The sequence below is a fragment of the Nocardia sp. JMUB6875 genome (genome assembly GCF_041154655.1).
Lineage (GTDB): Bacteria > Actinomycetota > Actinomycetes > Mycobacteriales > Mycobacteriaceae > Nocardia.
The window spans coordinates 1-3,255 of the sequence record NZ_BAAFGR010000337.1 but is presented as its reverse complement, the minus strand read 5'-3'; the positions used below and the strand labels follow the sequence as shown (position 1 = coordinate 3,255).

The window sequence follows — 3,255 nt, the reverse complement described above, 5'->3', positions numbered from 1 at the left end:
TCGGCCCCCGGCACCCCCGCCCGAATCTCCTCAGCCGCCGCGGCCGCCCGCTCCCCACTCCGGCAAGCCATCACCACCCGAGCCCCGCGCTCCGCCAACCGCCGCGCCGTCTCCAACCCCAACCCCGCACTGGCCCCCGTCACAATCGCGGTGCGCCCGTTGAGATCCGGAATATCCGCAGCGGTCCACGGCGACGTCTTGCTACCCACGGTGCGATCCCGACCTCTCAACTCCAGCAGTTCCCGTCGAGCAGCCTAGATCGCCAACAACCGCCCGACCAGTCGGCAACCACTGTCCGGCAACGCAAAACGCGCGCGGCGGCCGCCACGCGCGTTTCGGGATCGAGGGCCGTCAGACCGGGGTGACGTCCGAGACGAGCCAGCGGTCGCCGCTGTGGTCCAGGGTCACGCGCAGCCGGCTCGCGTCGTAGGTGCCCTTGGAGGGGTCCTTGCCGGCGCTCTTCTGGTTCAGGAAGACCATCACCTCGACATGTTTCGAATCCGCCTTGATCACACCGGTTTCCGTGGCGGTGGCCTCGACGACGAGCTCCTTCTCCTTCGCGGCGGGCGCGAGGACGGTGCTGGTGACCTTCATCCAGTCGTCGCGGAACTTCCCGGTCATATCGTTGCCGGCCTTGGCCATGGTGGCGTCGATGGTCCGGAAGTTGTAGCCGAACATGCCCTCCACGGTCCGCTTGGCCACCACGACCGACTCTTCGCGGGCCTTGTCGACCTGGCTGTCCTGGTAGTAGCCGTAGCCGATCCAGCCGCCGATGCCCAGGCTCGCGGCGAACACGACGAGGGAACAGACCATCAGGATCAGGTCGCGCTGACGCTTGTTCATACCGTCATCTCCATTCCGGTCGCGGTGATGCCCTTGTCGTCCTTGGACAGCGTCACCTTGAACCGGTACTGCCGCTGCTGCGGCCCCTCCGCGCCGGCGTTGGTCAGGGTCTGCTTGACGGCGACGAGCACGACGGCGGTGTGGTCGTCCGAGGACTGCAGGGCGGCCTCGACGACCTCACCCTTGGCCTTGACCTGAGCCTTCTGCACGATGCCCGCGTAGTCGTCCTTGCGATCGGTGTAATCCTTGTGCAGGTCACCGGAAGTCACCTCGAGCACCCGGTTGATATCGGCCTGGGCCGTATCGGCGCTGATATTGGTGATGTTGAGCATGGCCTGCTTGGCGGCCTGCACGTAGTCGGCGCGCAGCGCGTCCTGATCGGCGTAGGTGCTGCGCTGGTGGCTCGCCCACACGGTGCTGCTCACCGCCACCACGGCGAGCACGAGGGCGGCGACCGCGACGACCCGCATCCAGAGGCTGCCACCGTCGGCCGAAGCGACTGCGGGCGCTTCGGATTCGGGTGTGGCGTCGGAAGCAGCAGCGGTGTCGGCGGTGTCGGCGACCGGCTCCTCGGGCTCCTGCGGGGAGTCCGAGGTTTCCGCGGCCGTCTCGGGTGCTGCGGGAGCCACGGGAGCTTCGGTGGCCTCGGGCGCCTCGCCCCACCCGACGACTTCCACCGGAGCGGAGTCCTCGACGGTTTCCTTGCTCAGCGCGACGGGCTCGGTGCCCGCCGCGGCCGGAGCGGGCACGACGGCTTCGAACGCCGGTGTGGCGGCCCCCGTCTCCTCCGGCGGGGGCCCTTCCGAGCGCACAGCCCGCCGTCGTGTCCGGTTTCTCACCACACTCGAATCGCTCGAATCGCTCACTTCACCTGCTCCTGGACCATTGCTGTCAAACTCGCCGGGACGATCCCGGATCCGTTGTTGTCGATATTCGCCTGACGATACGTGCGGCCGTCCGCACCGAGGAACTCGCCGGTACGCGGATCGTACGGCTGGGTCTGCACGGACGCCGGTTTGGCCTCGGTGTTGGCACCGGGCTGGGTGGTGTAGCCGCTCGGATGGGTGCCACCGATCGGGTTGCCGTCCTTGTCCACCGGATTCGGCTTGCCGAAGGGAGGATTGTCGCCCTCGGGCGCGTAACCCTCTGGATCACGGCACAATTCGGGCGTCGGTGCGCGCTTGCCGGGAACCTCCATGCAGGGCGTGTTGCGGAGACCGCGGACCGCCAGCGGGGAGTTCTGGGAAACCTTGCAGTACAGGCCCTTCCGGGTGTCCGGGTGGTCCAGCAGGGCGGGCGAGCGCCGCTCCTCCGGAGCCAGGAAGCCGGTGGTGCAGCCCTGCGGGTCGTTGACGCTGACCATGAAGTCCACCATCGCGCCGTACTCGGTGGGCCCGCCGGTCGCGACGCTGAGCAGCCCGGCGATCAGCGGCGGGAAGACCACCAGCAGCTGCTCGAGGCCGGCGTTGTAGGTGTAGCCGACCTGGCCGACGCTGACCAGATTGCGCGCGAGCAGCGGCAGCGTGGGCTTGAGATCCTGGAAGAGCTGGGTGGCCCGGGTGACCGCGCCCGGCGTCTTCTGGATGACGCTGCGCAGCGCCGGATCGTGCTCGCGCAGCTGGTCGGTGACGGTCGCCAGATCCTTGGTCCAGCTGCGGATGGCGTCGTCGGACTGCACCTGGGTGTCCAGCAGCGGGCCGATCTTCTCGATCAGGTCCTTGGTGGCGTCGGTGTTCTTCTTCGCCTCCTGGACCAGCAGGGTCGCGGAGTCCAGGAAGCGCTGCAGATCCGGTCCGGCGCCGTTGAACGCGACGAAGGCATCGTCGATGACCTGCTTCAGCTTGGTGTCGGCGACGCTGTTCAGCAGCCGGTCGGTCTGATCGAGCAGGCTGCCGACGTCCTGCGGCAGTTTGGTGCGCTCGACCGGGATCACCGAGCCGTCGGACAGGTTGCCACCCTTGGGATTATCGACCGGCACCAGGTCGACGTACTGCTCACCGACCGCGGACACGCTCCGCACCCAGGCGTCGACGTCCTTGGGAATCTTGTAGTCGCTGTCGATGGAGAGTTTCGCGTCCACCCCGGCGGGGGTCAGCACGACCTCCTTCACCTTGCCGACATTGGTGCCGCGGTAGGCGACATTGGCGTGCTCATAGAGCCCGCCGGTGGCGGCGAGCCGCACGGTCACGTCATAGCGTCCGATGCCCAGCATGGCGGGCACCCCGACGTAGTAGCCGCCCATCACCGTGATGCCGATGACCGTCAGCACGGAGAAGATGACCAGCTGGACCTTGACGAAGCGAGTGAGTTTCATCGTCACTTCCCTTGCGGCACAGTGAGGCCCGGAATCGCGGGCAGACCCGGAACCTGCCCGATTCCGGGAATGGTCGGGACCGGCGCGGGGGTGTCGGG

At 67.8% G+C, this 3,255-nt stretch carries 4 protein-coding genes; all 4 read right to left on the bottom strand.

Features of this window, described 5'->3' with window-relative positions:
• A partial coding sequence (locus ACAM49_RS39415; RefSeq protein WP_369640615.1) for an SDR family NAD(P)-dependent oxidoreductase occupies positions 1-209 on the bottom strand: 209 nt, incomplete at its 3' end.
• Between the two features lie 142 nt (positions 210-351).
• Positions 352-843, bottom strand: a complete 492-nt coding sequence (locus tag ACAM49_RS39410) for a h domain protein (protein ID WP_369640614.1) — start codon at positions 841-843, stop codon at positions 352-354.
• Positions 840-1,655: a hypothetical protein gene (locus ACAM49_RS39405; protein WP_369640613.1), complete on the bottom strand. Its 816-nt coding sequence runs from the start codon at positions 1,653-1,655 to the stop codon at positions 840-842. Before ACAM49_RS39405 ends, ACAM49_RS39410 begins: the two co-directional genes overlap by 4 nt.
• A 50-nt stretch (positions 1,656-1,705) precedes the next feature.
• Positions 1,706-3,157, bottom strand: a complete 1,452-nt coding sequence (locus tag ACAM49_RS39400; RefSeq protein ID WP_369640612.1) for an MCE family protein — start codon at positions 3,155-3,157, stop codon at positions 1,706-1,708.
• Positions 3,158-3,255 lie beyond the last annotated feature (98 nt).

What these genes read in the sequence shown, in the direction of transcription:
- ACAM49_RS39410 (WP_369640614.1), bottom strand. Translation starts at nt 843, where the DNA reads ATGAACAAGCGTCAGCGCGACCTGATCCTGATGGTCTGTTCCCTCGTC.
- ACAM49_RS39400 (WP_369640612.1), bottom strand. Translation starts at nt 3,157, where the DNA reads ATGAAACTCACTCGCTTCGTCAAGGTCCAGCTGGTCATCTTCTCCGTG.